Source organism: Microbacterium hanjuni, from assembly GCF_043556395.1.
GTDB lineage: Bacteria > Actinomycetota > Actinomycetes > Actinomycetales > Microbacteriaceae > Microbacterium.
The window spans coordinates 943838-970393 of record NZ_JBIGIK010000001.1; the positions used below are offsets into that span (position 1 = coordinate 943838).

Annotated in this window: 24 protein-coding genes and 1 tRNA gene; 6 read left to right on the forward strand and 19 right to left on the reverse strand. The window is 70.7% G+C overall.

The window, feature by feature from the left end:
• The first annotated feature begins 90 nt into the window (after positions 1 to 90).
• Positions 91 to 582 (forward strand): transcription elongation factor GreA, encoded by a 492-nt coding sequence (gene greA / locus ACFXP5_RS04815; RefSeq protein ID WP_394527330.1) that lies wholly within the window; start codon positions 91 to 93, stop codon positions 580 to 582.
• 24 nt (positions 583 to 606) lie between these two features.
• On the opposite strand, the gene ilvA is transcribed toward greA, so the two are convergent.
• Together ilvA and ACFXP5_RS04825 are read right to left on the reverse strand one after the other, a co-directional pair.
• Positions 607 to 1833, reverse strand: a complete 1227-nt coding sequence (gene ilvA / locus ACFXP5_RS04820) for a threonine ammonia-lyase (RefSeq protein ID WP_394527332.1) — start codon at positions 1831 to 1833, stop codon at positions 607 to 609.
• Complete coding sequence (locus ACFXP5_RS04825; protein WP_394543731.1) at positions 1830 to 3080, reverse strand: AI-2E family transporter; 1251 nt, start codon at positions 3078 to 3080, stop codon at positions 1830 to 1832. The genes ilvA and ACFXP5_RS04825 overlap by 4 nt, the downstream gene beginning before the upstream one ends.
• A gap of 71 nt (positions 3081 to 3151) precedes the next feature.
• Between ACFXP5_RS04825 and ACFXP5_RS04830 the strand changes: the two genes are divergently transcribed.
• The gene (locus tag ACFXP5_RS04830) at positions 3152 to 4447 is read left to right on the forward strand and encodes a winged helix-turn-helix domain-containing protein (RefSeq protein WP_394543733.1); all 1296 of its coding nucleotides are present in this window, start codon (positions 3152 to 3154) and stop codon (positions 4445 to 4447) included.
• A gap of 7 nt (positions 4448 to 4454) precedes the next feature.
• Here the strand turns inward: ACFXP5_RS04830 and ACFXP5_RS04835 are convergent, their stop codons facing one another.
• The 3 genes from ACFXP5_RS04835 to ACFXP5_RS04845 all read right to left on the reverse strand — a co-directional run bounded on the left by ACFXP5_RS04835 (position 4455) and on the right by ACFXP5_RS04845 (position 7637).
• The gene (locus ACFXP5_RS04835) at positions 4455 to 5024 is read right to left on the reverse strand and encodes a LemA family protein (RefSeq protein ID WP_394527337.1); all 570 of its coding nucleotides are present in this window, start codon (positions 5022 to 5024) and stop codon (positions 4455 to 4457) included.
• A gap of 82 nt (positions 5025 to 5106) precedes the next feature.
• Positions 5107 to 6420: a D-arabinono-1,4-lactone oxidase gene (locus ACFXP5_RS04840; RefSeq protein ID WP_394543734.1), complete on the reverse strand. Its 1314-nt coding sequence runs from the start codon at positions 6418 to 6420 to the stop codon at positions 5107 to 5109.
• The gene (locus ACFXP5_RS04845; protein ID WP_394543736.1) at positions 6417 to 7637 is read right to left on the reverse strand and encodes a type III PLP-dependent enzyme domain-containing protein; all 1221 of its coding nucleotides are present in this window, start codon (positions 7635 to 7637) and stop codon (positions 6417 to 6419) included. The genes ACFXP5_RS04840 and ACFXP5_RS04845 overlap by 4 nt, the downstream gene beginning before the upstream one ends.
• A gap of 258 nt (positions 7638 to 7895) precedes the next feature.
• Between ACFXP5_RS04845 and ACFXP5_RS04850 the strand changes: the two genes are divergently transcribed.
• Genes ACFXP5_RS04850 through ACFXP5_RS04860 form a run of 3 tightly spaced genes read left to right on the forward strand, consistent with a single transcriptional unit; the run spans position 7896 to position 9498 of the window.
• Entirely contained in the window at positions 7896 to 8489 is a 594-nt protein-coding gene (locus ACFXP5_RS04850; protein WP_394527342.1) for a molybdopterin-dependent oxidoreductase, read from the forward strand.
• On the forward strand, positions 8486 to 9202 hold the full coding sequence (locus tag ACFXP5_RS04855; protein WP_394543737.1) for an FAD-binding oxidoreductase: 717 nt from the start codon (positions 8486 to 8488) through the stop codon (positions 9200 to 9202). The genes ACFXP5_RS04850 and ACFXP5_RS04855 overlap by 4 nt, the downstream gene beginning before the upstream one ends.
• A 2-nt stretch (positions 9203 to 9204) precedes the next feature.
• The gene (locus tag ACFXP5_RS04860) at positions 9205 to 9498 is read left to right on the forward strand and encodes a DUF6510 family protein (RefSeq protein WP_394527345.1); all 294 of its coding nucleotides are present in this window, start codon (positions 9205 to 9207) and stop codon (positions 9496 to 9498) included.
• Positions 9499 to 9586: 88 nt separating this feature from the next.
• Here ACFXP5_RS04860 and ACFXP5_RS04865 read toward each other — a convergent pair.
• The 13 genes from ACFXP5_RS04865 to ACFXP5_RS04925 all read right to left on the reverse strand — a co-directional run bounded on the left by ACFXP5_RS04865 (position 9587) and on the right by ACFXP5_RS04925 (position 20013).
• Positions 9587 to 9659, reverse strand: a tRNA-Leu gene (locus ACFXP5_RS04865).
• A 26-nt stretch (positions 9660 to 9685) separates the two neighbouring features.
• On the reverse strand, positions 9686 to 11092 hold the full coding sequence (locus ACFXP5_RS04870; RefSeq protein ID WP_394543738.1) for an NAD(P)/FAD-dependent oxidoreductase: 1407 nt from the start codon (positions 11090 to 11092) through the stop codon (positions 9686 to 9688).
• 14 nt (positions 11093 to 11106) lie between these two features.
• Positions 11107 to 12390 carry a S8 family serine peptidase gene (locus ACFXP5_RS04875; protein ID WP_394543739.1) on the reverse strand — a complete coding sequence of 428 codons (1284 nt, stop codon included), beginning with the start codon at positions 12388 to 12390 and terminating at the stop codon, positions 11107 to 11109.
• A complete protein-coding gene (locus tag ACFXP5_RS04880; protein WP_394527350.1) occupies positions 12387 to 12905 on the reverse strand; it encodes a DUF501 domain-containing protein in 519 nt (172 codons plus the stop codon). Before ACFXP5_RS04880 ends, ACFXP5_RS04875 begins: the two co-directional genes overlap by 4 nt.
• Positions 12906 to 12964: 59 nt before the next feature.
• Positions 12965 to 13459, reverse strand: coding sequence for an FtsB family cell division protein (locus ACFXP5_RS04885; RefSeq protein WP_394527351.1), 495 nt, complete (start codon positions 13457 to 13459; stop codon positions 12965 to 12967).
• Positions 13460 to 13492: 33 nt separating this feature from the next.
• Positions 13493 to 14773, reverse strand: coding sequence for a phosphopyruvate hydratase (gene eno / locus ACFXP5_RS04890; protein ID WP_394543740.1), 1281 nt, complete (start codon positions 14771 to 14773; stop codon positions 13493 to 13495).
• 103 nt (positions 14774 to 14876) lie between these two features.
• Positions 14877 to 15860, reverse strand: a complete 984-nt coding sequence (locus ACFXP5_RS04895) for a DUF1648 domain-containing protein (RefSeq protein WP_394543741.1) — start codon at positions 15858 to 15860, stop codon at positions 14877 to 14879.
• The gene (locus ACFXP5_RS04900) at positions 15860 to 16207 is read right to left on the reverse strand and encodes a GntR family transcriptional regulator (RefSeq protein WP_394543742.1); all 348 of its coding nucleotides are present in this window, start codon (positions 16205 to 16207) and stop codon (positions 15860 to 15862) included. Before ACFXP5_RS04900 ends, ACFXP5_RS04895 begins: the two co-directional genes overlap by 1 nt.
• A 31-nt stretch (positions 16208 to 16238) precedes the next feature.
• The gene (locus tag ACFXP5_RS04905) at positions 16239 to 17045 is read right to left on the reverse strand and encodes an SGNH/GDSL hydrolase family protein (protein ID WP_394543743.1); all 807 of its coding nucleotides are present in this window, start codon (positions 17043 to 17045) and stop codon (positions 16239 to 16241) included.
• 57 nt (positions 17046 to 17102) lie between these two features.
• Positions 17103 to 17633, reverse strand: coding sequence for a hypothetical protein (locus ACFXP5_RS04910; protein WP_394527360.1), 531 nt, complete (start codon positions 17631 to 17633; stop codon positions 17103 to 17105).
• Positions 17630 to 17884 (reverse strand): hypothetical protein, encoded by a 255-nt coding sequence (locus ACFXP5_RS04915; RefSeq protein ID WP_394543744.1) that lies wholly within the window; start codon positions 17882 to 17884, stop codon positions 17630 to 17632. The genes ACFXP5_RS04910 and ACFXP5_RS04915 overlap by 4 nt, the downstream gene beginning before the upstream one ends.
• Before the next feature lie 49 nt (positions 17885 to 17933).
• Positions 17934 to 19190, reverse strand: coding sequence for a histidine--tRNA ligase (gene hisS, locus ACFXP5_RS04920; protein WP_394544180.1), 1257 nt, complete (start codon positions 19188 to 19190; stop codon positions 17934 to 17936).
• A gap of 103 nt (positions 19191 to 19293) precedes the next feature.
• Positions 19294 to 20013 (reverse strand): nucleoside triphosphate pyrophosphohydrolase, encoded by a 720-nt coding sequence (locus tag ACFXP5_RS04925; RefSeq protein ID WP_394527363.1) that lies wholly within the window; start codon positions 20011 to 20013, stop codon positions 19294 to 19296.
• Positions 20014 to 20131: 118 nt separating this feature from the next.
• Between ACFXP5_RS04925 and ACFXP5_RS04930 the strand changes: the two genes are divergently transcribed.
• The gene (locus ACFXP5_RS04930; protein WP_394543745.1) at positions 20132 to 22801 is read left to right on the forward strand and encodes a phosphoenolpyruvate carboxylase; all 2670 of its coding nucleotides are present in this window, start codon (positions 20132 to 20134) and stop codon (positions 22799 to 22801) included.
• A gap of 91 nt (positions 22802 to 22892) precedes the next feature.
• Here ACFXP5_RS04930 and mfd read toward each other — a convergent pair whose 3' ends face one another.
• On the reverse strand, positions 22893 to 26489 hold the full coding sequence (gene mfd / locus ACFXP5_RS04935) for a transcription-repair coupling factor (RefSeq protein WP_394543746.1): 3597 nt from the start codon (positions 26487 to 26489) through the stop codon (positions 22893 to 22895).
• Positions 26490 to 26556 lie beyond the last annotated feature (67 nt).

Below are 26556 nucleotides of genomic sequence, written 5' to 3' on the forward strand. Positions count from 1 at the left end.
CGATGCCGGGGCGTTTCCACGTGTCGGAGGTTGCGCGCCGACCATCTGCCGCGCGCACCGCCGCCGCTCGCCCACCTCGAAGGAGACGACGTGTCCAACGACGCCACCGACACATTCCTCACGCAGGACGCTTTCGACCGCCTCCACGCGGAGCTGGATCACCTCTCCACCACGGGACGCGAAGAGATCGCCAAACGCATCGAGAGTGCGCGCGAAGAGGGCGACCTGAAAGAGAACGGCGGCTACCACGCGGCCAAGGACGAGCAGGGCAAGCAGGAGGCGCGGATCCGCACCCTGCAGGCGCTCCTCAAGTACGCGAAGGTCGGCGTCGCACCCGAGAGCACCGGAGTGGTGCAGTCCGGCACGGTCGTCACGGCGGTCGTCGCCGGCGGCGAAGAGCGGTTCCTCCTCGGAAACCGCGAGATCGCGGCGAACTCCGAACTCGACGTCTACAGCGAAGCCTCCCCCCTCGGCGCCGCCATCATGGGCAAGCGCGAAGGTGACTCGGTCACCTACACCGCCCCGAACGGCCGCGAGATCCCCGTCGAGGTCGTCAAGGTCGAGACCTACTCCGGACAGTGACCGCCCCGCGTTCGGCGCGGGAGGTCAGCCCGGAACGATCGTGACGACGAAGCCCGCTTCTTCGAGCGTGGAGATCACGAGGTCGCGATGGTCCTGGCCGCGCGTCTCGACGCTGAGCTGAAGCACCACGTCGCTGATCTGCATGCCCTGCCCGTGGCGGGTGTGCAGCACCTCGATCACGTTCGCCCCCGCCTGCGCCAGCAGTTCCGAAACACGCGCGAGCTGACCCGGACGGTCGGGCAGGGGGATGCGCAGCGACATGTAACGACCGGATGCTGCGAGTCCGTGCGCGACGACGCGCTGCAGCAGCAGCGGGTCGATGTTGCCGCCGGAGAGGATGAGCGCGGTCGGACCCGAGGCCGTCACCTTGCCGGCGAGGATCGCGGCCACTCCCACGGCTCCCGCGGGCTCCACGACCTGCTTCGCCCGCTCGAGCAGCACGAGCAGTGCGCGGGCGATGTCGTCTTCGGTGACCGTCACGACCTCGTCGAGGTGGCGGCGGATGAGTTCGAAGGGCAGCACGCCGGGGCGCGCGACGGCGATACCGTCGGCGATCGTCGGCCGCGTCTTCACCTGCAGCGGCTCCCCCGCTGCAAGCGATGCGGGGTAGGCGGCGGAGTTCTCCGCCTGCACTCCGATGACCCGCACGGTGCGCCCCTCGGCGGCAGCGCGTGCCTTCACGGCGGCAGCGACTCCCGACGCGAGCCCTCCCCCGCCGATACCGACCACCACCGTCTCGAGGTCGGGGATCGAGTCGTACAGCTCGAGGCCGAGAGTGCCTTGACCCACGACGATGTCGGGGTGGTCGAAGGGGTGGATGAGCACGGCCCCCGTGCGCTCGGCGTATTCCGCGGCCAGCTGCAACGGCGTCTCGACGGTCTCACCCTCGAGGATCACCTCGGCGCCGTAGCCGCGGGTGGCGAGGAGCTTCGGCACCGGCACGCCCCACGGCATGAAGATCGTCGCCGAGATGCCGAGCTGCTGGGCGGCGAGAGCGACACCCTGGGCATGGTTGCCGGCGGATGCTGCGACCACACCGCGTGCCCGCTCTTCAGCCGTGAGGCGGGAGAGGCGGTAGGTGGCACCGCGGATCTTGAACGATCCGGTGCGCTGCAGGTTCTCCAGCTTCAGGTGGACCGGCACCTGCAGCAGTTCGCTGAGGTGCTGCGATTCGTCGAGCGGGGTGCGCGTGATGATGCCGCGGAGCATCTCCGCGGCATCCTCGAACTGCGCGAGCGTCGGGTCGCTCATGCCTGCCCTCTCTGGGTACGGGGTCGTGGGCGGGGGCGCGGCACCGTGCGCCAGATCAGGTCTTCTCGGGGCGGCGTGTCGTCGCCGGTCTTCCAGGCTCCGGAGGACAGGTAGACCGCGACGACGTTGACGAACGCCGCGAGCGGCACGGCGAACAGGGCGCCGGGGATACCGCCGACCATCGCGCCACCGGCGACCACGAGCACGACGGCGAGGGGGTGCACCTTCACGGCGGAGCCCATCAGGATCGGCTGCAGGATGTGACTCTCGATCTGCTGCACCGCGAGCACGACGAGCAGCATCCACAAGGCCGTCCACGGGCCGTTGTACACGAGGGCGATGAACACTGCGACGGCGCCCGTGACGACGGCGCCGACGAACGGCACGAACGCGCCGAGGAAGACGAGCACCGCGATGGGGATCGCGAGCGGGACGCCGAGGAGGAACGCCCCCACGCCGATGCCGACGGCGTCGATGGTGGCGACGAGAAGCTGGGTGCGTGCGTAGGTGACGACGGTGCGCCATCCGGCGCGACCGGCGCCGTCCACGGCCGGGCGCGCGGCCTTCGGGAACAGCCGGGTCGTCCACCTCCAGATCCCTCCGCCGTCGGCGAGGATGCACAGCAGGATGAAGAGGGTGAGCAGCACGCCCGTCGCGACGTGCCCGACGGTGGAGCCGACGGCGAGCGCTCCGGAGAGCAGCAGATCGGCCTGCTGCTGGGCGAAGTCCGCGGCCTGACCGAGCGCCCCGTCGATCTGCGCTGCCGTGAGGTGCAGCGGGCCGTCGATCAGGTAGGCGCGGAACTGCGTCGTCGCGTCGACCGTTCGATCGCGCACCGAGCCCCATTCGCGCATGATCTGCCAGACCGCCAGCCACAGCAGCCCCCCGACGATCGCGAGGGTTCCGAGCACCGTGACGACGATCGCCGACCAGCGCGGCCAGTGGTGGCGCAGCATCAGCGAGAACGCCGGCCAGGTGAGCGCGGAGATGAGGATCGCGATGAGCAGCGGGATGACGAGCAGCTTGAGCTGGATCACCAGCCAGATGAGCACACCCACGGCGGCGGCGAGCACCAGGAAGCGCCACGCGTAGGCGGTGGCGATGCGCAGACCCGGAGGTACCGGGGTGGTGGCGGGCTCGGGAGCGACGACGACAGCGGGCTTCGCGGGCGTGACCTCGGCGGCCGAGCGCCGTCGACGTCGCGCACCGAAGAACGATCCGCGTGATTCGGGGGCGGGGTCGCTCATCACGCCAGTCTAAGCGCGCCCTATTCCCCTCGAGGCATGACCGTGTCGGGGGCCATGGTTAGGCTGGCGCCGTGAAGGAGACGCTCAGCAGGGCCGAGGCGCGACGGGTGGCGCTGGCCGCCCAAGGTTTCGCCCGCCCGCGGCCGGAGATCGTCGGAACCCGTCAGTTGAACGGCGCGCTGGCGCGGATGGGAACTCTGCAGATCGACTCGGTGAACGTCTTCGCGCGCTCCCACTACATGCCGCTGTTCTCGCGCCTCGGAGCGTACGACACCGCGCTCGCCGACAAGCTGCTGTTCGCCCGGCGACCGCCCTATGTCGAGTACTGGGCGCACGTGGCCGCGTTCATCCCCGCCGCCGACTGGGGCCTGTTCCGCTTCCGCATGGACGAGCATCGTGCGAAGTACGCGACGGCGCCCGACAGTTGGGTGCAGACCCACGCCGAGATCGTCGATTGGGTGCGCAGCGAACTGGCGACGCGGGGTCCGCTGCGTCCCGCAGAGATCGAGCACGACGCCGCCGAGGCTCGACGCGGGCCCTGGTGGGCGTGGGACGACGTCAAGCTGGCGCTCGAGTACCTGTGGCTGCTCGGCGAGGTGGCGATCGCCGGGCGCCGCGGTTTCGAACGCCGCTACGGACTCGCCGAGCAGGTCATCCCGGCTGCAGTACTCGCCGCTCCGGTGGCGCGCGCCGACGCCATCCGCGAGTTGGTCCGCCGTGCCGCGCGCGCCTACGGTGTCGCGACCGCCGCCGATCTCGCCGATTACTGGCGCATCCGCGATCGACCCGCGGTGCTGGCGGCGATCGACGATCTCGTCGACGCGGGTGAGCTGCACCCCGTCTCGGTCGAGGGCTGGCTCACCGGTTCCCGGCCTGCGAGGGCGTGGCTGCACCGCGACGCTGCCGTCCCCCGCCGGGTCGAGGCGGCCGCGGTGCTCACTCCGTTCGACCCGGTGGTGTGGTTCCGCGACCGCGCGGAGCGTCTGTTCGATTTCGAGTACCGCATCGAGATCTACACCCCGGCGATCCGGCGGCGCTTCGGGTACTACTCGCTGCCCGTGCTGGTCGGCGACGACATCGTGGGGCGGGTCGATCTCAAGGCCGACCGCGCCCGCAGCATCCTTCTCGTCCAGTCCGCCTGGTGGGAGCACGGCGCACCGGCCGACGCGGCGGAGCGCCTCGCGGGCGAACTGCGCCTCGCCGCGCGCTGGCAAGGGCTGGAAAGCGTGTCGATCTCACGCTGGGGTGATGCGACCGACGATCTGGCGCGCGTGATGCCCGACGCCGCGCGTCACGAGCGGGGCGCCTTCCTCGACGCCGTCGAGCTGGCACCCGAAGAACCGTCGACGGGCGCTGCGCTGCCCTAACGTCGCGTCAGAACTGCACGCGCGGCGGCTCGGAGATGGCCGCGCCGTCGACCACTTCGAAGAATTCGCGTTCGGAGAAGCCGAGGCGACGCGCGAAGAGGTTGTTCGGGAAGACCTTGATCTTCGTGTTCAGCTCGCGCACCCCACCGTTGTAGAACCGGCGCGAGGCCTGGATCTTGTCTTCGGTGTCGACGATCGACTGCTGCAACTGCAGGAAGTTCTGACTGGCCTGCAGCTGCGGGTACGCCTCGGCGACCGCGAAGATCGACTTCAACGCCTGCTGCATGTGACCTTCGGCGACGCCCGCCTCGGCGGGGCCGTCGGCCGAGAGGGTCTCTGCCCGGGCCCGGGTGACGTTCTCGAAGACCGCCTTCTCGTGGCTGGCATACCCCTTGACCGTCTCGATCAGATTCGGCAGCAGGTCGGCGCGCCGTTTGAGCTGCACCGTGATGTCGCTCCACGCTTCGTCGACACGGACGGCGAGGCCGACGAGCGAGTTATAGGTGGCCCAGAGGTAGATGCCGATGATCAGCAGCAGTGCCACCACGACCAGGACGGGGATCAGCCATTCCCACATTGACGTGTTCTCCGTTCATCGATTTTTCTCATCCTAGTCGGGCGTCCTGTCGCGGCCAGGGGGCCTTGCTCCTTCCCAGGCGTTACCCACCGAGCACGCGTGCGAGATACGGATTGATGAAGGAACGCCTCGGGTCGAAGCGCTCACGCACCGCCAGGAAATCGTCGAAACGGGGGTACAGCGCGCGGAGGTCCCGCTCGTCGAGGGAATGCTCCTTGCCCCAGTGGGGGCGACCGCCGAAGCCCCGGAGGATCTCCTCGACCGCACCGAAATACTCCGTCGGATCCTCCCGCCAGTAGCGGTGCACCGCGATGTACGCGCTGTCGCGGCCGGCGGCCGTGGACAGCCACAGATCATCCGACGCGGCGAAGCGCACCTCCAGGGGGAAGGAGATGCGCCAGCCGCTCGCGTCCACCAGCTCACGCACCGCTCGAAAGGCGGGCTCGAGTTCGATCGCCGGGATCGCGTACTCCATCTCGCGGAAGCGCACGGTGCGCGACTGCGTGAACACCCGGTGCGAGACGTCGGCGTAGGAGCGGTCGCCCATCAGGCGGCTGGCGATCCGCGACACCGGCGGCACGAGAGCGGGAACGACCGTTCCGGCCGCGCACGTGACGCGGAAGACACCGTTGGCCAGCAGGGTCTCATCGACCCACCGGCGGAGGGGAGGAAGCGGGGCGCGCGCCGCGGGCGTTCCACGCCGGCGGTTCGCCTTCGTCACGGCGTCGTCGGTGTGCGGGAACCAGTAGAACTCGAAGTGGTCGACCGCCGCCGCCCGGTCGTGCACGTCGGCGAGCACCTCCGCGAGCGGCTCGGGGCGTTCGACGGCCTCGAGCACGAAAGCGGGCTCGCATTGCAGCGTCACGTCCACGAGCACCCCGAGGGCGCCGAGGCCCAACGCGACCGCCGGGAGAAGTTCGGGCTCGTTGTGCTCGTCGATCGTGATGACCTCGCCGCCGCCGATCACGAGGGTGGCCGCCACGACCTGCGTCGAGATGCCGCCGTACGCCGCACCCGTGCCGTGGGTGCCGGTCGAGATCGCCCCGGCGATGGTCTGACGGTCGATGTCGCCGAGGTTCGTCATCGCGAGTCCGTACGGCGCCAGCAGGCCGGGGATCTCGTACAGCCGCGTGCCGGCGCGCAGTCGCACCCGGGAACGTTCGCGGTCGACCGAGACGAGTCCGCGCAGCTCCCGCAGGTCGAGCAGAACACCGGCCGCGACCGCGATCCCGGAGAAGCTATGCCCGGCGCCGACGGCCTTCACGGTGAGCGAGCGAGCGGATGCTGCCGCCACCGCGCGTCGCACCGCCTGCTCGTCCGCGGGGAACTCGACCTGGTACGGGCGCACCTTCTGCGACCGACCCCAGTTCTGCCACACTCCCCCGGGCCGGGTCACAGGAACGCCTGGCCCTCGCCGCGGTACGTCGGCGCTTCACCGACGACGCGCTCGCCCTCCACGAGCCGGTACGCCTCGACGTGCTCGGCCGCTTCGCCGCTCTTCGCGTGGCGGAACCACACGCGATCGCCGATGCTGAGGCGGCGCGCCGCCTCGCCCTGGAGTGGCGTCTGCACCTCTCCCGCGCCCTCGCGCGCCAGCATCCGCAGTCCTGCCGGCCACACCGGAAGCGGCTGGCGCGATGGCAGCGGTGGGCCGGACGCGATCCATCCCCCGCCGAGCACGGTGACGATGTCGGGGGTGGGCTTTCTGACGACCTCGAGAGCGAACGCCGTCGCGGGTGCCGGGTGGAAGGCCCGGTAGCCGTCGAAGAGATGGCCGGCGAACAGCCCGCTGCCGGCGGTGACCTCGGTGACGGCGGTGTCGGCGGCGGTCGTCTCGAGCGAACCGGTGCCGCCGCCGTTGACGAAGCGGAGCGGGGCGACGCTGCGCACTCCGCGCACGATCGCCGCGCGACGGTCGGCGAGCTCTGCCAGGGAGCGGCCCTGCATCCAGCGGATGAGCGCGTCGCCCGATCCGGTGCTGTCGCCCTGGCCGGCGATCTGAGCCTCGTACATCATGAGTCCGACCAGCGCGAAACCCCCGCGCGCCACGATCCGGTGCGCGAGGGTGATCGCCTGCGCGGGTTCGTGGACAGGCGAGCGACGGACGCCGATGTGCCCGAGCACTGCGGCCCGCCACGAAGCATCCGCGTCGATCGCGACGCGCAGGCGCGGGCGCCGCGACGGTGGCACGACCGCGTCGATGAGGTCCAGCTGCGCGAGATCGTCGACCATCAGGGTGACGCGGGAGGCTGCTTGCTCGTCGGCCGCGAGCCGGGCGATCGCCGCCCGATCGGCGGTCGGGTAACCGACGACTACGTCGTCGTGGTCGTGGGCGAGCCAGAGCGCCTCGGGGAGCGTGTACGCCAGGATGCCGCGATAACCCGGGAGACGCAGCACCGCATCGAGCACGGCGCGCACGCGCACCGACTTGCTCGCGACACGGATGGGCACCCCGCTCGCCCGCACCAGCAGGTCGGCCGCGTTGTAGCGGAGTCCTGGCAGGTGGATCGTCGCGAGCGGGCCGCTCCGTTCGGCCACCGCGCGGTCGAGTGCGGGCCAGAGCTGTGCGTCCGCGACGAGCGCCGCAGGTCCCTCGAGCAGGTCGATCGTCATTGTCCGGCACCCCGTTCCGCCATCGCCCCAGCCTAGGCCCGGGCACCTCTCCGCGCCCCGCAAGAAAGCCGCTCCCCTGTCACACCCTGCGGGTCGCACCCGCGTTTCGTGACAGGCGAGCAGCGTTGTGAGGGCTCGGGATCGGCCGCGCGATTCGACCACAGTCGGAAAAGCTCGGCGCCGCATGCACGCGGAGGCTGTCGGGCTCTACGCTGTTTCCGAGCGTGGCCGTCACGCCGTCGGATCGGGAGGAACCCCATGGCCGTCTTCTCCAGAGGCTTCGGATCGCACCGGCGGGAGTCGGACCCGCGACTGCCCCCCGGGCAGTACTTGACCGAGGACTTCCCCGTCCTCTCGGCCGGCCCCACGCCGCGCATCGACACCGCGGACTGGTCCTTCAGCATCCAGACCGAGAAGGGCGCCACCACGACCTGGTCGTGGGAGCAGTTCATGGCCCTGCCGATCGAGGACGTGCACACCGACATCCACTGCGTGACGCGCTGGTCCAAGCTCGACACCTCGTGGCGCGGTGTGTCGATCGACACCCTGTTCGCGAACATCGACACCGACGACGAGTACGTGATGGCCCACTCGTACGGCGGGTACACGACCAACGTGCCGATGGCCGACCTGCGCGGCGGCAAGGCGTGGGTCGCGTTCGAGTTCGGCGGTGAGCCGCTCGCTCCCGAGCACGGCGGACCCGCACGGCTGCTCGTGCCCCACCTGTACTTCTGGAAGAGCGCCAAGTGGGTGCGCGGTCTCACGATGCAGAAGCACGACGACGCGGGGTTCTGGGAGCAGAACGGCTACAACCTGCACGGTGACCCGTGGACCGAGGAACGCTATTGGTGACCGTCGGTTCCTGGCTCCCCGCGCGGATCGAGGCGGTCGAACCCTCGACCCCCACCGCGCGCGTGCTGCGATTGAATGCGCCCGGGTGGCCGGGCAACCTGCCGGGCCAGCACCTCGACCTCCGACTCACGGCCGAGGACGGCTACCAGGCCGTGCGCTCCTACTCGATCGCCTCTTACGGCCCGGGGGAACAGATCGAGTTGGGAGTCGACGAGGTTCCCGACGGCGAGGTGTCCCCCTACCTCGTCTCCGACGCCGCACCCGGCGATGCGCTCGAGGTCAAGGGTCCGCTCGGGGCGTATTTCGTCTGGCATGAAGACGCGCCAGGTCCGGTGCAGCTCATCGCCGGCGGCTCGGGCATCGTTCCCCTGGTCGCGATGGCCCGGGCGCGCGCGAAGTCGGCCTCCGCGGCGCCGTTCCGCCTGCTGTACTCGGTGCGACGGCCCGAGGATGCGATGTACCGGGACGAGATCGACGGCTTCGGCGCGAACGTCGACGTCACCTGGGCGTACACCCGCGAGGCGCCGTCGGGCTGGTCGGGCACCGTCGGGCGGGTCACCAGCGCGGTGCTCGCCTCCTCGACCTGGGCGCCCGAGGTCATGCCGGCCGTGTTCGTCTGCGGTCCGACCGGGTTCGTCGAAGCGGTCGCGACAGCGCTCGTCGGGTTGGGGCACGATCCCGCCCGCGTGCGCACGGAGAGGTTCGGAGGTTAGTCATGGTGCAGGTCACCCCCGGGGAGACGGTCGAAAGCGTGATCGTCGACGGCAATGCCGTCGCCGGCACGCTCGCGGAAGTGCTGCGCTCGGACGCCACCCTGCTGCAGCTCACCTGCGGACACTGCGGAACGCGCAGCGTGCTCGCCGAGACGGTCGTCGAGCGCGACGACGTCGGCGCCATCATCCGCTGCCGCAGCTGCACCCACACGATGCTCACGGTGCTGCGCCAGTCCGAGGGCGTCACCCTGCGGATCGGCCGCCTGGAGCTGACGTTCCCCGATACCGCGCAGTGACGCGCGGGAGGGCCCAGCATCCCTCCCCCTGGACGAGCAAGGCCCGCTGATCTGGGAGGATCAGCGGGCCTTCATGCTCAGGGTCGGGTACCCCCGGTGGGACTCGAACCCACACTTTGGCGATTTTAAGTCGCCTGCCTCTGCCATTGGGCTACGGGGGCGGGCGGTGCTTCCCCCACCGTAACGCTCAGCCGGCGGCGGCGACCTTCTCGGGCTCGGCCTTCTTCTCGGCCGGCTTGGCCGTGTCGACCGCGGCCTGCGGGGGCTTCGGGCGGGCGGCGAACTCCTCGAAGACCGCGCGCGGGTTCTGCACCGCCTCCAGGCCGACGATGTCGCGACCGAGGAAGAAGTTGTTGACCCATCCGGTGACGACGCGGACCTTGCGTTCCCACGACGGCATGGCCAGGCCGTGGTAGCCACGGTGCATGAACCAGGCGGGAAGCCCCTTGATCGCGAGCTTGCCGGACTGGAACACCCCGTCGTACAGGCCCAGGCCGGCGACGGCACCGAGGTTCTTGTGGAAGTAGTTCTTGGGGTCCTCCCCGCGCACCACGGCGAGGATGTTCTTGGCGAGCAGCTTGCCCTGACGCACGGCGTGCTGCGCGTTGGGAACGCAGAAGCCGCCGACGCCGCCACCCGAGAGGTCGGGAACGGCGGAGACGTCGCCAGCAGCCCAGGCGCCCTCGACGATCTCGTCGTCGGTGCCCACGCGCAGGTCGGGGCGGGTGCGGATGCGTCCGCGCTCCTCGACCGGCAGGTCACCGCCGCGGACGACGGTCGGGTTGGCCATGACGCCCGCGGTCCAGACGATGAGGTCGGCGGGGATGCTCTCCCCCGTCGACAACTGCACGATGCCGTCGACCGCGCTCTGCAGCTGCGTGTCGAGGTGCACGTACGCGCCGCGCTTGGCGAGGTCCTTGAGCACCCATTCACTCGTGGGCAGCGACACCTCGGGCATGATGCGGCCCATGGCCTCGACGAGGTGGAAGTGCGTCTCGTCGAAGGTGATCTGCGGGTAGTTCTTCACGAGGGCCGAAGCAAAGGAACGCAGTTCGGCGAAGACCTCGATGCCGGCAAACCCGCCGCCGACGACGACGACGGTGAGAAGGCGCTCGCGCTCCTCCCCGGGAGGCAGGACGGCTGCCCGGCCGAAGTTGTCGATCAGGCGGTCGCGGATCGCGACGGCTTCCTCGATGGTCTTGAGCCCGATCGCGTTGTCGGCGATTCCCGGGATGGGGAACGTGCGCGAGACGGCGCCGGCGGTGACGACGATCTGGTCGTACTCCTGCAGGTAGGGAACACCCTCGACGGGGGTGATGGTCGCGGTCTTGCTCGCGTGGTTGATGCCGGTCACCTTGGCGGCGACCACCTTCGTGCGCTTGAGGTGACGGCGGAGCGCGACGACCGCGTGCCGGGCCTCGATCGAGCCGGCCGCGACCTCGGGGAGGAAGGGCTGGTAGGTCATGTACGGCAGAGGGTCGACGACGGTGACGTCGACCTCGCCGCGGCGAGAGTGCTTCTCGAGGTGCCACGCGGTGTAGAAACCGGCGTATCCGCCACCGACGACGAGGATCCTGGGAACGGTGCTGGTCACAGTGGAACGAACTCCTAGATGGATTTCCGGCTCGGCTCGCGAGACGCGCGCGCTGATCTGATTCGCCGGGCAGCTGCGGTGACGCCGAGCGCAATCATTATAGCCGCGAGCGTAGCGGCCGTGAGCGGAACCGAGCCGTAGAGCAGGGTTTCGCGCGAGGGAAGCAGCGGCGAGGCGGCGGCGGTCGGCGGGTCGGCGTCGGGCAGCGGGGGCACGACGACGGGGGCGACAGTGGGCTCGGGGGCGGGGCCGGCCTCTGCGCGGCGGTTGATGCGGATCCACTCCGCGAGGCTGCCCATGGGGTTCTCATCGACCGTCGCCACGTCGGCCGTGACGGCGCCCGCCGCGTTGACCAGGCCATAGCCGTACAAGGGGTCGGGTTCGGCACCGGCGCCCGGGGGACGCGCGGTGCGGATGAGGCGGTTGATGACGTTGTTCGCGTCCATGTCCGGATGGGCCGAGCGCACCAGTGCCGCGATCCCGGCGACGATCGGCGCGGCACCGCTCGTACCGTTCCAGCTCACCATCTGCCCGTTGGCGGATACCCCGAGGAGCCGCTCGCTCGGGGCCGCCACCCCGATCACGATGCCCTGCGTGGACGCCTCCTGGCTCGCCACTCCCCCGGGGTCGACACCGCCGACGGTCAAGACGCCGGGGATCGTCGCGGGGGCGCCGACGCGGGTGGTGCCGCTGCCGCGGTTGCCTGCAGCCACGATCACGACCACGTCGTTCTGGAAGGCGTAGAGGAACGCGTCGTCCCAGCTCTGATCCCACTCGAGCGTGTTCGTGGTCAGCGAGAGGTTGATCACGTCGGCGCCGTTGTCGACCGACCAGCGCATCGCCTCGGCGATCTGCTCGGTGAACGGCACCGACGAGGTCGAACCGAACCCGAGCGAGACCGAGAGCAGCTCGGCTTCGGGGGCGACCCCGATCATTCCGCGGCCGTCCGCCGTTCCCCGGGCAGCGGCGAGAGACGCGACCCAGCTGCCGTGATTCGCATCGACCGCCCCCACGGGTGTGCGCCCGTCCGGACTGCCGACACCCGACAGGTCGGTGCCGCCGACGACGGCACCGTCGAAGGCCGCCGGTCCCTTGCCGATGCCCGTGTCGATGATGGCGATGCGGGTGCCCGCGCCGCGCGTGGTCTGCCACGCCTCGCGGATGCCGTACTGGTCGAGCCAGTACTCCTGGGCGCGGATCTGGTCGGTGGTCTCATCCGGCACCTGAGCGGGTGCCGCGGCCCCGAGGAGCGTGGCGGTCAGCATGATCGCGGCCCCCGCCGCGATCATGCGCTTCATCCGGCGCTCCCGGGGGTCGTGCATTCGCACCGCTGGGGCGACCAGCTCGATCGCTCGAGGGCTCGGTCGCCGATCGGGTTGACGCCCGGGCCCGCGGCCAGCGCGTGACCGGCCAGGGCGTGCAGGCATTTCACCCGTGTCGGCATGCCGCCGGCGGAGATACCGGCGATCTCCTCGGGCTCACCGAGCACGGCGCGGTCACGCAGGTAGGCCTCGTGCGCGCTCTGGTAGGCCGCGCGCACGTCTTCATCAGCATCCAGCTCGTCGGTGAATTCCCGCATGACATGGTCGGCTTCGAGCACCGACATCGCGGCGGTGGCCGCCGGGTGCGTCAGGTAGTACAGCGTGGGGAACGGCGAGCCGTCGTCGAGACGGGGAAGCGTGGCCACCACGGTGGGATTTCCGCAGATGCACCGGGCGGCGATACCGACCACACCGCGGGCGGGCCGTCCGAGCTGCTCGCGGAGAACGGCGAGTTCAGCATCGGTGACCGGCGGGTAGGGCGGGGTGCTCATTGGATCAAGGGTACCGTCCCGCCTCCCGGCGGTGCGGGAAGCGTCCGTCCCCGCCAGGTTCAGGGCGTCGGTGACGGGTCGGCCGGCACGGCGGTCTGGGCGAGCCCCGCGGTCGCGACCGACCGCACGAACTGCGACATCCAATCGGTGCGGGTCTGTTCGACCTCGTCGCTGACCGGTGCCGCCTCCTGCGGTACGGCGGAGTCGGGGAGGTCGTCGTCGATCAGATATACGACCTCGCCCGGCTTGCGGTAGTACAACCGCTCCCGCGCCTGCGTCGTGATGTAGGCCGGGTCGCTCCAGCGATCGCGTTGCGCCTCGAGGTCGGCGACATCGGACTCGCTCACGGCCACGGCATCCTGCAATGCCGCGATCTGCTGCCGCTGGTCGAGGTAGGTGCCGACGGTGGGCACGAGCACGAACACCGCGAGCACGACCAGTCCGAGCATGATCACCATGAAGCCGGAGAGGCGGATGCCGCCGAGCCACGCGCGGACGTCGACACGGGGGTCGCCGGTGCCGGACGTGCGAGAGGGGGGAGCTGTCCTGGACATGCTCCCCCCTCTCTCTCTCAGCGTTGCCGCGTGTCAGCCTTTGAAGCGCGGGAACGCGGATCGGCCGGCGAAAACGCCCGCGTCGCCGAGTTCCTCTTCGATGCGCAGAAGCTGATTGTATTTCGCGACGCGCTCGCTGCGAGCGGGCGCGCCGGTCTTGATCTGACCGCAGTTGACCGCGACCGCGAGGTCGGCGATGAACGTGTCCTCCGTCTCGCCGGACCGGTGCGACAGCATGGAGCGGTAGCCGTTCTGCGTGGCCACGGCCACGGCGTCGAGCGTCTCGGACAGCGTGCCGATCTGGTTCACCTTCACCAGGAGCGCGTTGGCGACACCGAGGTCGATGCCGCGCTGCAGGCGCTCGGGGTTGGTGACGAACAGGTCGTCGCCGACGAGCTGCACCTTCGAGCCGAGGCGGTCGGTGAGCACCTTCCACGCATCCCAGTCGTCTTCGGCGAGGCCGTCTTCGATCGTGACGATCGGGTAGTTCTCCACCAGGTCGGCGTAGTAGTCGATGAGCTGCTCGGCCGTCCACGACTTGCCTTCGACGGTGTAGACGCCGTCGTTGAAGAACTCCGTCGCGGCGACGTCGAGGCCCACCGCGATGTCGGTGCCGGGGGTGTAGCCCGCCTTCTCGATCGCCCGCATGAGGAAGTCGAGACCCTCGCGGTTGCTGGGCAGGTCGGGGGCGAATCCGCCCTCGTCGCCGAGGCCCGTGGCGAAGCCGGCGGCCTTCAGCTCGCCCTTCAGCACGTGGTAGACCTCGGTGCCCCAGCGCAGCGCCTCGGAGAAGGTCTCGGCGCCGATGGGGGCGAGGAAGAACTCCTGGAAGTCGATGCCGTTGTCGGCATGCGATCCACCGTTGATGACGTTGAACAGCGGCACGGGCAGAACGTGCGCGTTCGGGCCGCCGAGGTAGCGGAAGAGGGGAAGATCGACCGAGTCGGCGGCGGCCTTGGCGACGGCCAGGCTGACGCCGAGGATCGCGTTCGCGCCGCTGCGCGACTTGTTCTCGGTGCCGTCGGTCTCGACCAGGATCTCGTCGACGATGCGCTGCTCGCTGGCCTCGACGCCCTCGAGCGCGGGGCCGAGCTCGTCGATCACGGCGGCGACGGCCTTGAGCACGCCCTTGCCGGCGTAACGGCTCTTGTCGCCGTCGCGCAGTTCGTACGCTTCGAATGCGCCGGTGGATGCGCCGGAGGGGACGGCCGCGCGCTGGACGATGCCATCGTCCAGCAGCACCTCCACCTCCACGGTCGGGTTGCCGCGCGAATCAAGAATTTCGCGGGCGTTGACAGCCTCGATAAGTGCCACGAAGGACTCCCTGTGTTGTCTCGGGGTGAGGTGGTGCGGAGCGTCGTCGGTCCTCCTCGAGTCTAGTGACGCGGGCGAGGACGCACATGGCCCACCCCCGCGATCAGGCGCGGGTTCGCAACGCCTGGAGGAGCGAGGCCGCGGTGTCGGCGTCGTCGACGGTGACGACGAACGGCGAACGATCGCGTCGCGCTACCTCCAGCGCTTCGCCTCCGCGGAGCACGACCCCGAACCGCCCGCCGGCGCCCCAGCGCAGTCCCCACCCGCCGAACTGGGCGAGGGGGTCGACGGTGACGGATGCTGCGCCCGCGACGTCGTCGATCCCGACCCGGAATCGCGGCAGGCCGAGAAGCGAACGCACGGAGAGCCCGCGATCGTCGACCCGCACGCGGAACGCCGTCACTCCCAGGGCGAGGATCACGGTGCCCGCCGCGACCGCGAGGAGCAGGAGCGCAGCCCCCTGGTCGGCGGGGAGCACCGCGAGGGCGACGAGGATGAGCGCGAGCGGGATCACGAGGACGAGCGCGACGGCGCGCGGAGTCATCCGGGCCGTGCCCAGCCACACCGCCCTCTCGTGCGGGTCGAGCACGAGCTGCACCGCCGGGGTGAGCGCCTGGGTTCGCCGCGGCGCCCTCGGCTGCAGGAACCAGCCGACCGCGGCGAGGGGAACAGCCACGAGCAGACCACCGAGCAGTGCCAGGCCCGAGCCGGGAGCCTCCGCGGCGTCGGCGAGACCCGCCTGCATGACCGTGGACCACGTGACGGCGACGACGAGGAAGGGCACGAACCCTGCCACCATCGCACCGAGCGCGCGGTTCACGGTCGACCACTCCCCGCCTCGTGCACTCGTGAACGCGATGGCGGCGAAGAGCGCGGTGAGGCCGACGCCCACGCCCGCGATCAGAGCGGCGAGGGACCAGGGCGCTCCGAAGCCGTCGGGGCCGCTCGCCGACCAGTGGATGGCGACCGGATCCGGCAGTCGCGGCAGCACAAACACCTGCACGGCGACGCCGACCGCCGTGACGAGAAGCGGCAGCACCACGGCCACTCCGAGGTAGGCGCGGATCGGACGGGGTGAGTCGGTCATCAGGAGGCTTCCTTCACGAGGGCGGCGAGGGTGTCGGAGGAGATCCCGAGCGTGCGGGCGCGGGCCACGAGGGTGTGAATCTCCTCGCGCAGAGCGGCGAGGGCGGACGCGGACTCGGTGATGATCGCGCCGCGACCACGGCGGAGGTCGATGAGCCCCTCGTCGCGGAGATCCTGGTAGGCGTGCAGCACGGTGTGGAGGTTCACCTCGAGCGCGGCCGCCACTTCTCGAGCTGACGGCAGGCGGTCGCCGGGAGTGAGCCGGCCCGCCGCCACGTCGGCGCGCACGGACGCGGCGAGTTGCTCGAAGAGGGGGACTTCGCTGGTGGGGTCGACGCGGATCAGCACGCCTTTATTCTATAAGTACTAGAACAACCGGTCAATCAGTCTCGGAGTGCGGGGCGTGTGCGAGAGCCTTCTCCGCGACCGGCAGAAGAGCATCCGCGGTGCGTCGATAGCCGAGAGCGCTGGGATGGAAGCGGTCCATGGAGAACATCTCGGCGGGCTCCGACAAGAACATCGGGCCCACGGTCCGCCGGATCGAGAACACCGAGGCGCCGGCGGCGGTCGCCGCCTCCGCTTGAGCGTGTGCGAGTTGCCGGGAGAGCCGCGACGCGAGACTCCGCAGCGGTTGGGGCACCGCGCGGAGGGCGCGAAGGTCGGGGCACGTGACGACGACGACGGCGACACCCCCGGCTTTGAGCCGCGTCACGGTGTCGATCAAGTGGCCTACGGCCGTTCCGACCGGGATGCGGTGGGTGACGTCGTTGCCGCCGACGACGATGACCGCGAGATCGGGGAGGTAGCCGACCGGGAGGGCATCGAGCTGGGCGGCGAGGGCCGACGATTCCGAACCGACGACGGCGGCGGTGCGCAGGCGCACGGGCCGGTGCGTGCGACGCGCGAGCCCCTTCGCGAGGCGCGCGCCCAGCGTGTCTTTGCGCCGCTCCGCCCCGAGCCCCGCGGCGATGGAGTCACCGAGCAGCAGCAGCTCGATCGCCTCGCCCGCCAGCGAACGGCGCCAGACCCGATCGGCGTCGGGGGCGTTCTCGCCGAGGGGCTTGCCGATCCGCCGACGCGCGACGGCGGCCTGGCGCCGCAGCACTTCGCGGAAAGCGAGGGCGGACACCCCGACACCGGCGACGGAGGTCGCCGCCGTGAGAGCCCAGCGCGAGGAGCGAACCATGCACCGATTGCACACCGCCCGGGTGAACGGCTGCTGACTTCCGGCCCGGCCTCGCCCTCACGGCTGCTCGGGAGGTACCCCCCGGTCGCGAACGAGGTAGATCCAGGGGAAGGCCCGGCAACCGACCGCCCACCCGTCGGCGGACTCCGCAGCCAGAGAGGTGCGCCACAGGATACGCCGGTGCTCCCACTGCGTGTCCGTCAGTACGACGCGGTGCGAGAGCATCCCCGCCTCGACCGTGCGCCACCCGGCACGGCCCGCCAGTTCGAGCTCGGCCATCTCGGTGTAGGCCGTGACCGGGCCCAGCCACCGCTCTGCACCGCCGAGGCCGCCGTCGTCTTCGACAGCGCCGAACCTCTGCTGCGCCGCCTGCCGGCTCATGCCGAGTTCCTCGCCGATCCGAGCCCAGCTCGCGCCGCCCGCGCGTGCCGCAACGACCGAGCGCTGGAGGAGAGCGCGGGCCTCCGCCTCTGCGCGCGCGGAGGCCGCGACGAGGGCGAGGTGATCCGCCACCTGCAGAGGGTCGGATGCCTCGACCTCGGCGTCGTCGAGAACGGCACGCCCGATCGCGTCGGTCAGCCCGCTCATGCCCGGATGTCGTCGCTCGGCAGCCAGACGGTGCGACCGCCCGAACGACGCAGGCCGTTCGCGTATCCCCAGAAATAAGCCCCCACGATACCGACGGCGATGCCAGCGCCCATGACGGCGCCACCCCAGAAGCCTTCCCAGTCGAGCACGAGAGCGAGAAGCAGGAGTGACGCGCCCACCGCGATCGCGGCGACCGCGAAAGCGACCAGCCGGGTGAGAGCTCGGTCGGAACGAGGGGGTGAAGTCATCATGGAGTCAACCATCTCTTGACACACGGCCCATGTCAAGCGCAGATTGACATCACGCCAGCGCCTTGATCTCCAGCTCGTCGGGCGACATCCCCGTGCGTACCGCGGCGAAGCCCGTGTATCCGTCGGCGGCGGCGCGTTCGAGCAGTGCCTTCATGTTCTTCGGCCGCTGCTCCAACCGCACACGCGCTCCCCCGGCGACGAGCGCCGCCTTCGCCGCGAGCAGCTCCGCGACGGGAACCGCGGGGTCGTGCACGAGCACGATCGAGCGGGCGCCGGCGTCCGGGGCATCCTCGAGCAGGTCGACGATGCGTTCGAAGCCGATCGAGAATCCGACCGCGGGCACGTCGGTGCCGAGGAACCGGCCGATCATGCCGTCGTAGCGTCCCCCGCCGCCGAGCGAGTACTCCACGCTCGGGTGGGCCAGCTCGAAGATCGTGCCCGTGTAATACCCCATCCCTCGCACGAGGAAGGGGTCGAACACCACCGGGATCTCGCTGACCGCGCGCGCTGCTGCGACCGCCTCGCCGATGCCGACGAGGTGGGCCACGATGTCGTCCGGGATGCCGTCGGGCACCGCGCGCAGGATCTGGGTCGCACCGAAGGCCACCGCCTCGGAGGTGGCGGGGCGGCGGAGGAAGGTGCCGAAGGCCTCGACGGCGCTGGGCGTGGCACCGCGGGCGGTGAGTTCGCCGACGACGCCGTCGGGTCCGATCTTGTCGAGCTTGTCGATCGTGATCAGCACCCGGGGGCGTTCGGTCTCGGTGAAACCGAAGCTCCCCAGCATCCAATCGAGAACGCGCCGATCGTTGACGCGCACGACCCCGCCCTCGAGGCCGAGCGCATCGAGGGTGTCGAGCGTGGCCGCCATGAGTTCGGCCTCGGCCCGCGCGGACGCATCGCCGATGATGTCGATGTCGCACTGCACGAACTGGCGGTAGCGCCCCTTCTGCGGGCGCTCCGCGCGCCACACCGGTGCGATCTGGATCGAGCGGAAGACGCCCGGCAGCTCGCCGCGGTGGCTGGCGTAGAACCGCGCGAGCGGCACGGTGAGGTCGTAGCGCAGGCCGAGGTCGGTCAGGACGGCCGGATCCTCGGCGGCCGCGCGGATGGCTTCGGCGTCGAGGCCGCGCGAGAGCACGTTGAAGGCGAGCTTCTCGTTGTCGCCGCCGATGCCGGCGTGCAGGCGCGCGTACTCCTCCATCACGGGGGTCTCGATCTCGTCGAAACCGTGCGCCCGGTAGCGCTCGCGGATGACGGCGAGCACGCGCTCGCGGCGGGCCTTTTCGGCGGGGAGGAAGTCGCGCATGCCGCGCGGCGGGTTCACGGTTGCCACGCAGCCATTCTCCCAGGTCGAGCCGGCCCATCCGTCCTCTCCGCGCGGCCGCCCCAGAACAGGAAGATCGCCGAGATCAGGCCGATTCCGCCGACAACCGGCCTGGAGCGGGCTCGCTTCCTGTTCTCGGCGCAGCTTCCGCGGCACGGACGTCGGCACCCAGCATCCTCAATCTCTCCCGGAGCGCCCGTTCGGCATCCCACCCGTGCTCGCGCGCCTGGGCGACCAGGGCGAGCAGGGCGTCACCGAGGTCGGCCTCGGAAGCGGGCGCCGCGGTGGGCGCGGGCTCGACCCCGACCTGCGCTGCGCGCCCGAGCATCTTCTGGGCGAGGGCGAGCGAGGGCATGTGCTCGCTCACGCCCTCGAGCACGCTCGTACGCTGGCGCTTCTCCGCGGCCTTCGCCGCGTTCCAGTGCACGAGCACTTCCTCGGGCGTCGTGGCGACCGCGTCGGCGAACACGTGCGGGTGGCGGCGCACCATCTTCTCGGTGAGGGTGCGGGCGACGTCATCGATGTCGAAAGGATCCTCCGGGTCACGCGAGGCGATCTCGGCGTGGAACAGCACCTGCCAGAGCAGATCGCCCAACTCCTCGCGGAGCTCGGCCCGGGTGCCGGTCTCGACGGCGTCGATCACTTCGGCGCTCTCCTCGATCAGGTACGGCACGAGCGCGCGATGGTCGATCTGCTGCGACCAGACGCAGCGGTCCCTGACCGCCCGCATCGTCTCGGCGGCGCCGCGCAGTGCGTCGCTCTGCAGCAGCGGGTCAGCGGCGCGGGAGGGATCGGTGTCGGTCATGCGATGCTCCTCGACTCGGATGCTGCGGGCGGACGCGCGCTCACACGCTACGTCATGAGCGTCGCCGCGGGCGGGGCCGTGTGACATGCGCGTCATCCGGCGGCGCTAGCGTTGGGGAATGCGTGAATTGACCCACACCGAGGCCATCGACCTGGTCGGCCGTTTCGAGGCCGGGCAGGAGATCCCCGAGCAGATGCGCGCCGACGTGCGGATGCTGGGATCGCTCCTGGGGCGGGTGCTGCGCGAGAGCGGCTCCGAGGGCTTGTTCGACGACGTCGAGCACCTGCGCTCCGCGACCATCCAGGCTTACACCGACGAGACGCCGGAGGCCTTCGAGCGCGCCGCGGCGATCGCCGACGGGTTCACGATCGAGCGCGCCGACGAGGTCGCCCGCGCCTTCACCTGTTATTTCCACCTCGTCAACCTCGCCGAAGAGCACCAGCGGGTGCGGGCGCTGCGCGAACGCGAGGGACGCCGCGGCGACTCCCCCACCGACTCGATCGCCGGCGCTTACGCGCAGCTGTCCGCCGAGGTGGGCGCCGACACCGCCCTGGCGCGACTGCAGAACCTGCGCTTCCACCCGGTGTTCACCGCGCACCCGACCGAGGCGCGTCGGCGCGCTGTGTCGAGCAGCATCCGTCGTCTTGCCGGACTGCTCGATGATCGCGACGTCGCCGTCGCGGAAGGAGCGGACGCGCGCCGCAGCGAGCCGGCGATGGTCGAGGAGATCGACACGCTCTGGCGGACGGCCCCGCTGCGCGCGGAGAAGCCCTCCCCCACCGACGAGGTGCGCGCGGTGATGGCGATCTTCGACGAGACGCTCTACACCGCGATCCCCGACGTCTACCGGCGCATCGACGAGACCCTGCAGGGGGCGGATGCCGGATCCCACCCGCCGATCGTGCGTCCGTTCGTGCGTGTCGGATCGTGGGTCGGCGGCGACCGCGACGGCAACCCCTTCGTGACGGCTTCGGTGACGCGCAAGGCCGCGGGCATCGCGAGCGAGCACATCCTGCTCGGTCTCGAGCGCACCGCGCTGCGGATCGGCCGTGCGTTGACGCTGGATGCGACCACGACACCGCCGAGCCCGGCCCTCGACGCGCTGTGGCGCCGGCTGAAGGGCGCCGACGAGGACGCCGCGGTCGAGATCGCGAAGCGGTCGCCGAACGAGCCCCACCGCCGCATCCTGCTGCTCGTGGCCCGCAAGATCAGTGCGACCCGCACGCGCGATGCCGATCTCGCGTATCGCGAACCCGAGCAGCTGCTCGGGGATCTGCGCACCGTTCAGGATTCGCTCGTCGCCGCGGGCGCCGCCCGGCAGGCCTACGGCCAGTTGCAGCACCTGATCTGGCAGGTCGAGACCTACGGTTTCCACCTGGCGGAACTCGAAGTGCGTCAGCACTCCGCCGTCCACGCCTCGGTGCTGGCCGAGCTCGAGGCCGGCGGACCGCGCAGCGAGCAGACCGAAGAAGTGCTCGAGGTCTTCCGCTCGATCGCGTACGTGCAGGAGCGCTTCGGGTTGCGCGCCGCCGGCCGCTACATCGTGTCGTTCACGCGCTCGGCGGATGACCTCGCCGCCGTGCACCGCCTGGCGCGTTACGCGATGGGCGAGGGCGCGACCCTGCCGGTGCTCGACGTGGTGCCGCTGTTCGAGACGTTCGCCGACCTGCAGGCGGCCCCCGGGATCCTCGCCGAGGTCGTGCACCACCCCGAGGTCGCCGCGCGACTGGAAGCGACCGGTCGCCGCCTCGAGGTCATGCTCGGCTACTCCGATTCGTCGAAGGACGTCGGCCCGGTCGCCGCGAACCTCGCGCTCTACGAGGCGCAGGCCGAGATCGCCGCGTGGGCGCGGGACAACGAGATCGAACTCACGCTCTTCCACGGCCGCGGCGGCGCCCTCGGTCGTGGCGGGGGCCCCGCGAACTCCGCGATCCTCGCCCAGCCCCCGCACTCCGTCGACGGCCGGTTCAAGCTGACCGAGCAGGGAGAGGTCATCTTCGCCCGGTACGGGGATCCGGCGATCGCGATGCGTCACATCGACCAGGTGGCCGCGGCCGTGCTGATGGCGGGGGCGCCCTCGAACGAGGAGCGCAACCACATCGCGGCGGAGCGCTACGCCGACGTCGCCGCGCGGATGGACGAAGCATCCCGTGCTCGCTTCTACGAGCTCGTGCGCGCGCCCGGCTTCGCCCCCTGGTTCGCCACGGTCACGCCGATGGAGGAGCTCGGTCACCTCGCGCTCGGTTCGCGCCCCGCCCGACGCGGACTGTCGGTCGAGTCGCTCGAGGACCTCCGCGCGATCCCGTGGGTGTTCGCGTGGACGCAGGCCCGCATCAACCTCGCGGGCTGGTTCGGCCTCGGCACGGCGCTCGAAGCGGTCGGCGACGAGGACCGCCTCCGCCAGGCGTACACGGACTGGCCGCTGTTCCGCACCCTCGTGGACAACGTCGCGATGAGCCTCGCGAAAGCCGACGCGCGCATCGCCCGCCGCTACCTCGACCTCGGTGACCGCGACGACCTCGCCGCGATCGTGATGACCGAGATGCAGCTGACCCGGTCGTGGGTGATCCGCGTCACGGGCGGCAACGACCTGCTCGACAACAAGCCCGTGCTGCAGCGCGCCGTGAAGATGCGCAGCCCCTACGTCGACGCGCTCTCACTGCTGCAGTTGCGCGCGTTGCGGTCGCTCCGGGACGCGGATGCTGCCGCCCCCCGCGATCCGGAACAGGAGCGCCTCCTTCTGCTCTCCGTCAGCGGGGTTGCCGCCGGACTGCAGAACACCGGCTGAGCCCCAGGATCCGCTCGCCAGGGCTGCTCCCCTGTCGCAACCGGTGGGTCGCACCCGCAGGTGGTGACAGGGGAACAGCCCGACGGGGCTGTCAGGCGGGCTGACCGGCGCTCTCCGCCGCGGCAGGGGCGGGTTTCTCGAGCGGGAACAACTGGTCGAGCAGCTGACGCACCCACGAGATGAGCGCGGCGTCGTCGATCTCGCCCGGGAGCGGCACGACCATGGCGTCGCCGCCCGACACGAGCTTGGCCTTCGGGTACAGCCGCTGCAGCCGCACGCGCATCGAATCCGCCAGCTGGGCGGGAGCGACGCGCAGGTTCGGCCCCATGGCGACGACGTCGGAGAGGCCGGCTTGCGCGGCACGACGGCGCAGGCGCGCGACGGCGATGAGTCCGTCGACCTCGGCGGGCGGCTCGCCGTAGCGGTCGCGCAGTTCCTCGACGACGAGGTCGATCGCGTCGTCCTTCGCGGTCGCGGATGCTGCGGCCGACAGCTTCTGGTACGCCTCGAGCCGCAGGCGCTCACTGTCGATGTACGTCTCGGGCAGGCGCGCGTCGACCGGCAGCTCCAGCCGGAGTTCGGTCGAGCCCTCGGTCTCTTCGCCGCGGAAGGTGGCGACGGCCTCGCCCACCATCCGCAGGTACAGGTCGAAGCCGACGCCCGCGATGTGCCCGGCCTGCTCGCCGCCGAGCAGGTTGCCCGCGCCACGCAGTTCGAGGTCCTTCAGCGCGACCTGCATGCCGCTGCCGAGGTCGTTGTTGACCGCGATGGTCTCGAGCCGGTCGGCGGCCGTTTCGGACAACGGCTTCTGCTCGTCGTAGAGGAAGTAGGCGTACGCCCGCTCGCGAGCGCGACCGACGCGGCCGCGCAGCTGGTGCAGCTGGGAGAGCCCGTACTTGTCGGCACGGTCGATGATGATCGTGTTCGCGTTCGCGATGTCGAGGCCGGTCTCGATGATCGTGGTCGACACGAGCACGTCGGCGCGCCGCTCCCAGAAGTCGTCGACGACCTGCTCGAGCGCGTGCTCGCCCATCTGACCGTGCGCCACGACGACACGGGCCTCCGGCACGAGCTCGGCGAGATCGGCCGCGACGCGTTGGATCGACTGCACCCGGTTGTGGACGTAGAAGACCTGTCCCTCGCGCAGGAGTTCACGCCGGATCGCGGCGGCGATCTGCTTGTCGTTGCGGGGGCCGACGTACGACAGGATCGGATGCCGGTCCTCGGGCGGGGTCTGCAGGGTCGACATCTCGCGGATCCCGGTCACGGCCATCTCGAGCGTCCGCGGGATGGGGGTCGCGCTCATCGCGAGGATGTCGACGTTCGTCTTCATCTTCTTGAGCGAGTCCTTGTGCTCCACGCCGAAGCGCTGCTCCTCGTCGATGATCATCAGGCCGAGGTCTTTGAACTGCACTTTCTCGGTGAGGATGCGGTGCGTGCCGATGACCATGTCGAGCGTGCCGTCGGCGAGGCCCGCGACCACTTCGCGCGCCTCCTTGTCGGTCTGGAAGCGCGAGAGGGCCCGCACCTTCACGGGGAAGCCCGCGAACCGCTCGGTGAAAGTATCGGTGTGCTGCTTCACGAGCAGTGTCGTCGGAACCAGCATCGCGACCTGCTTGCCGTCCTGGATCGCTTTGAACGCCGCTCGCACCGCGACCTCGGTCTTGCCGAAGCCGACGTCGCCCGACAGCAGCCGGTCCATCGGGATCGGCTTCTCCATGTCGGCCTTGATCTCATCGATCGTCTGCAGCTGGTCGGGCGTCTCCGCGAACGGGAACGCCTCCTCGAGCTCGCGCTGCCACGGGGTGTCCGGCCCGAAGGCGTGGCCCTTCGCCGCCATCCGGGCGCTGTAGAGCTTCACGAGCTCCACCGCGATGTCGCGAACGGCCTTTCGGGCTCGCCCCTTCGCCTGAGCCCAGTCGCTGCCGCCCATCTTCGACAGGGTCGGCGACTCGCCGCCCACGTAACGCGAGAGCAGGTCGAGCTGGTCGGTCGGCACGTAGAGCTTGTCGCCGGGGTACCCGCGCTTCGAGGGCGCGTACTCGAGCACCAGATAGTCGCGGGTGCTCTTGACGGCGTTGCGACCGCCGCTGGAGACCTCGCGCTGGGACAGCTCGACGAACTTGCCGATCCCGTGGGTCGCGTGAACGACGAAGTCGCCGGTCTTCAGCTGCAGCGGATCGACCACGTTGCGTCGACGCGAGGCGAGCTTCTTCACCACCCGGCTGTCCGAGCCGATCGTGCGGCCGTAGAACTCCGTCTCGGTGATGACGGCGAGGCGCGCACCGGGCACCTCGAAGCCGCGCTCGAGCGGGGCGCAGACGACCAGCGCGACGCCCGCCTCGGGGGCGGCGTCCACCTCTTCCACGCGGCGCGCCGCGATCCCGCGCTCGGCGAGCACGTCGCGCGAGCGGTCGACGAGTCCGGTTCCGGAGGCGGCGACCACGACCCGCCACCCGGCCGCGAGCAGCTCGCCGACGTGGGCCGTCGCCCCATCGACGTTGCCCTGGAACGACGGCACGGTCTCGGCGCGCACGCGGATCGCGGCGTCGTCGTCGAACAGGCCCTCGTCGGCGGCGTCCGCCGCACCCGAATCGAAGGACGAGAACGACCACCACACGTCGCCGCGCTCGTGAGCCGCCTCGCGAAGGGCCGCGAGCGAGAGGAAGTCACCGGCCCCGAGGGCGATGGGAGTCGCCGCTCCCGCCGTGGCGGCCGACCAGGCGGCGTCGAGGAACTCGCGGTTGGTGTCGGCGAGCGTGGAGGCACGCGTCAGCGCCCGCTCCGGGTCGATGAGGGCGACGACCGAATTCTCGGGCAGGTACTCCACCAGCGGGACGACCCGATCGAGCAACGCCGGGGTGAGGGACTCCATGCCCTCGACGGGGATGCCCTCGGCCATCTTCTCGAGCATCCCGCGGAGGGCCGGCAGCTCTTCGCGCAGTTCGGCCGCGCGAGCGCGGACGGCCGCGGTGAGCAGGAGTTCGCGGCTGGGGACGAGGGAGACGGATGCGACCTCGCCCGGCAGCGAGCGCTGGTCCGCGACCGAGAACGCGCGGATCTGGTCGACCTCGTCGCCGAAGAACTCCACCCGCGAGGGGTGATCGGCGACCGGGGGGAACACGTCGAGGATGCCGCCGCGGACGGCGAACTCGCCCCGTCGCGACACCATGTCGACGCGGTGGTAGGCCCGCTCCACCAGCTGGGCGGCGACCGTGTCGAGCTCGTGGCCGCGCGATCCCGCGGCCAGCTCGATCGGTTCGACATCGGCAAGTCCGGAGGCGAGGGGCTGCAGGGCGCTGCGCACTGAGGCGGTCACGATCAGCGGTGACGCACCGTCCCACGTCGCGATCCGGCGCAGCACGTCGAGGCGGTGGCCGACCGTCTCGGGGCTCGGGCTGAGCCGTTCGTGCGGCAGGGTCTCCCACGCCGGGAAATGCAGCACGAGAGCACCGGGCAGGAGGGCCTCGAGGGCGGGGCCGAGCGCCTCGGCACGTCGCCCGGTGGGGGCGATGACGAGGGCGACTGCGGGCCGGCCGCCCGCACGCCGGCGCTCGAGCAGTCCGGCGATGGCCGGCGCCTGCAGCCCCTCGACGAGGGAGAAGTCCGCATCGACGGATGCTGCCGCCAACGCCTCCCGGAAAGATTCATCCTGCTCAAGGGCGCGCACGATCCCGGGAACTGTCACCGGTAGATCATACGGGCCGTACGAGGCGGCTCGGCCGGACGGGGATCATATCGGTGTCGTCGAGGCG